The organism is Paraperlucidibaca sp., from assembly GCF_982810325.1.
On the sequence record NZ_CEYEMI010000059.1, the window covers coordinates 1 to 4271 of the forward strand.

General features: G+C 52.9%; 3 protein-coding genes. 2 read left to right on the top strand and 1 reads right to left on the bottom strand.

The genetic code is table 11. The annotated features are described in order from the left end of the window. Positions 1-2834 (top strand): efflux RND transporter permease subunit (locus AC3DKE_RS10990; RefSeq protein WP_487990711.1); only part of this gene is annotated, 2834 nt, incomplete at its 5' end. Continuing rightward, positions 2831-3403, top strand: a complete 573-nt coding sequence (locus AC3DKE_RS10995; RefSeq protein ID WP_487990712.1) for a hypothetical protein — start codon at positions 2831-2833, stop codon at positions 3401-3403. The genes AC3DKE_RS10990 and AC3DKE_RS10995, both read left to right, overlap by 4 nt. Before the next feature lie 42 nt (positions 3404-3445). On the opposite strand, the gene radC is transcribed toward AC3DKE_RS10995, so the two are convergent. Further along, entirely contained in the window at positions 3446-4120 is a 675-nt protein-coding gene (gene radC, locus AC3DKE_RS11000) for a RadC family protein (RefSeq protein ID WP_487990713.1), read from the bottom strand. Between the last annotated feature and the right edge of the window lie 151 nt (positions 4121-4271).

Here is a 4271-nt window from a genome sequence, read left to right on the forward strand (position 1 = left end):
CGATTCAGGCCTATTTGCGTCTAGATTACGACCCCAATGTGGCGCTCACGCAGATTGCCGCCAAGGTTAATAAACTGCGCAACCAGCTGCCGGAAAACTCCGAAGATTCGGTCGTTGAGCTATCGGTAGGCGATACCACGGCGGCGATGTATCTGTCGTTTTATTCCGACATTCTCGACAATAACCAAATCACCGATTATCTGGTGCGTGTGGTTGAGCCTAAGCTCGCCACCGTGCCCGGTGTGCAGCGCGCGCGCATCTTGGGTGATCGTACTTTTGCTATGCGCATTTGGATGAAGCCGGAACGCATGGCGGCGCTCGGTGTCACGGCTAGCGATGTCTATAACGCACTCCGCAGCAATAACGTGTTGGCAGCACTTGGTGCAACGAAAGGCTCCATGGTGCAGGTCGATTTAACGGCCTCTACCGATCTCAATACACCTGAGCAGTTCCGTGCCTTGGTGGTGCGCTCGGCGGATGGTGCGATTATTCGTTTAGGCGATATTGCCGATGTGGTGCTGGGCTCGGAAAACTACAGCACGGATGTCTCATTTAATGGTAAGAAAGCTACCTTCATGGGTATTGAAGTCGCACCCGATGCGAACTCGCTTGATGTCATCAAAGACCTACGCGATAACGTTTGGCCAGGCATTATTGCGCAATTGCCTGAAGGCCTAAGCGCTAGCATTCCTTACGACTCTACGCGTTATATCAACGATGCCATCGACGAGGTGATCAAGACGCTAGTCGAGGCGGTATTGATTGTCATCGTGGTGATTTATCTGTTTTTGGGCTCGTTGCGCAGTGTCTTGATTCCGGCTGTTACCGTGCCCCTGTCGATGATTGGTGCCTGTTTTTTAATGCAGCTAATGGGCTTCTCCATCAACTTGCTGACGTTGCTGTCGATGGTGCTCGCCATTGGGATGGTGGTGGATGACGCCATTATTGTGTTGGAAAACATTCATCGTCACATTGAAGAAGGCATGAAGCCTTTCGATGCGGCTATTAAAGGTGCGCGCGAGCTGCTGGGGCCTGTGATTGCCATGACCATCACCTTGGTCGCGGTGTACTTACCGATTGGCTTTATTGGCGGATTGACCGGCACCTTGTTTATTGAGTTTGCCTTTACGTTAGCGGGTGCAGTCCTGCTCTCGGGTGTGATTGCGCTAACGCTATCGCCCATGATGTCAGCCATGCTCCTGCGCACGCCTAGCGAGGAGAAAAGCAATCGCTTTGCGCACTGGCTGGATGAGAAGTTCGATAAGTTGCGCTTTGGCTATCAGCGCAAATTGCACGGTGCGATGGACGATAAGCACGTGATTTTAACCTTTGGCATCATTGTTTTAGTTTCTTGCTTTTTCTTGTTTAAGGCCTCTCCAGCGGAGCTCGCACCGGAAGAAGACCAAGGTTTCTTTTTGGTTTTCTCGCAAAGTGACTCGTTTTCATCCTTGGATTATCTGACGTCGTTTACCGATGAGTTAACAGAAATCGTCAATGCCATCCCTGAGAAAGAAAACTACTTTTTGCTGAATGGTGTGGGCGGTGGCGGCTCAGCGGTGGGCAGTAATACCGCCATCTCTGGCGTGGTGATGAAGCCTTGGACTGAGCGCGAGCGCACGACCAAGGCGGTACTGCAGGAAGCTACCGGTAAAGTGAGTCAAATTGCAGGTCTGCAAAATGCGGTATTTTCACCGCCCTCATTGCCCAGTGGTGGTAATGGCTTTCCGGTTGAATTCATTATCACAGGTACTGCTAGCCCTGAAGCTATGCTGAGTGCCGGCGATGAAGTCTTGGCCAAGGCCATGGCGAGTAAGAAATTCATCTTTATGCAAAGCGATTTGAAGATTGATAAACCGCAGGTGAAAGTAGAGGTTGATCGTGAGAAGGCGGCACTCTTGGGCATCAATATGAGCACGCTGGCGGCCGATATGTCAGCCATGCTATCGGGTGGTTATGCCAATCGCTTCAGCATGGAGTCACGCTCGTATAAAGTCATTCCACAAGTTACGCGCAGTGAGCGTTTGAATCCGGATCAACTGGAAAACTACTACACGCGCACCGTGACCGGCGAGCTGATTCCTTTGTCGACAGTGGTGACGCTGCGTGAAACTGTGCAGCCGCAATCGCTGAACCGCTTTCAACAGTTGAGTGCTGTGTCGATTTCTGGAGTGCCGCGTCCTGGTGTCACACTAGGTGAGGCATTGGGTGTGCTTGATGAGGCGGCGCGTACCACCTTACCGAAAGATTTTAGCGTGGATTACGGCGGCCAATCACGGCAATACAAAACCGAAGGATCGGCGCTGGTGATGACATTCTTCTTCGCCCTTATCATCATTTATTTGGTGTTATCGGCGCAATTTGAGTCTTTCCGCGACCCATTAATCATGCTTGTTACCGTGCCAATGTCGATTTGCGGAGCACTGCTGTGCTTGAACATTGCTGCGATGTTCCAAGTGCCCGGGGCATCGATCAATATCTACACTCAAGTCGGGTTGGTGACGCTCATTGGTGTCATTGCCAAGCACGGTATTTTAATCGTGGAATTTGCTAACCAACTGCAACGCCAGGGTCATGAGCGTCGCTTGGCCATTGAAGAGGCGGCTGCGATTCGTCTGCGTCCAGTGTTGATGACCACGGCAGCTTTGGTGTTAGCGATGATTCCGTTGCTAATTGCCACGGGCCCCGGTGCGGCATCGCGCTTCTCTATGGGCTTGGTGATTGCCACCGGCATGACCATCGGTACGGTGTTCACACTGTTTGTGGTCCCGGCCATGTACCTGTATTTAGGACGTGATATCCCGACCGATCCAGAGCATGTCGAGACCGCCGCTTGATCGCGCTATTACTTACGTTGGCGGTGCTAAGCGTCTGGCTTTATCAGGATGCTCAGCGCCGCCAAATGCGCACACCATTGGCATGGGTTGGGCTGCTAATCCTGCTGGGGCCATTAGCTCTGGCGGTGTATTGGACGCGCCGCCCGCTGTTTAGCGGTGAATACCGTGCTGGCGGGCGCGTTTGGGTCATGTTGCGAGTGTTTTTGCTTGGCATTACCGCTTGGGCGCTGTTGTTTATTGCCGTGCTAATGGTTTGGTTAAGTGCTTTTTTGCCCATGCCATTGATCGTGGCTTTGCTTATGGGCATGGGCTTCTTTGTTGGTGGCTCATGGCTTTTTATTGTCGCCGCTGTGCTGCTGCTTGCATGGGTTTTGCGCGATACACAAAGCTTGGAGGTCGGCCCAACGAATCAAGCATTAGCTGGTGTCGAAGCGCCAATATGGGGTGATCGCCTGCTCAAAGTGATCTTTCTTGCCGGTATTCTTGGTGTCTTTGTGCTCACTGAGCCAGCGCATCCAGACTGGGTCGAGCACATCGATTGGCAGTCACAGTCGACCATACGGTTATAGTCGACTGCTTTCGGCGAGACATGATCTGCATGAGGCTGCTCGCTATAACCAGCCGCGCTCAGCAAACGACACCGGCTCGCCATCGCCAATGACTAGATGATCGAGCGTACGCACATCCACTAAAGCCAGCGCCTCCTTCAATCGAGTGGTGATATGTCGGTCGGCCGGCGATGGTTCCGCCACTCCTGATGGGTGGTTATGCGCCAAGATCACCGCGCCGGCCTGATGCTTCAGCGCCTGCTTAACCACCTCGCGCGGATGCACCGAGCAGCTATCGAGCGTGCCGCGAAACAGATCCTCTACAGCAATGACGCGATGTTGATTATCTAAAAACACCACAGCAAAAACCTCATGCTCTAAATCCCGAAGCCGTGCCTTGAGAAACTTGCGCGTGTCATGCGGGCTGCAAAGAGACTCTCGGCAAAGCACAGTGGCGTGCAAATGGCGTTTGTTTAGCTCTACGGCAGCGGCTAGTCGACAAGTACGTGCCGGACCCCAGCCGGGCAGTTTACTGACATCTTCAAATGAGGCAGTAAGCAGCTGCCGCAAGCCTCCTGTGGTGTTCAGGGTTTGGCGAGCAATATCGACCGCCGAAAAGCCGGCAATGCCATGCCCAAGTAAAATCGCGATGAGTTCAGCATCGCTCAGTACGCCAGCACCATGGCGCTGCAATCGCTCACGCGGCCGCTCATTGAGAGGCCATTCTTGAATTCTCATCTCTACTCCTTGAGTTCACTAGCTCGTGGTATCTTTCGCCCCACGATTTGTCCTTGCTGAGGGCAGCGCCTGTGGCGCTTACCTAAGGTATAGACCCGATGTGGAGTAATTGCATGCTGGCGCGGCTATCTCAGAAAAGAATTTTACTTGG

Excerpts from the sequence above, each read along its gene's own strand:
- radC (WP_487990713.1), bottom strand. The coding sequence starts at position 4,120 with ATGAGAATTCAAGAATGGCCTCTCAATGAGCGGCCGCGTGAGCGATTG.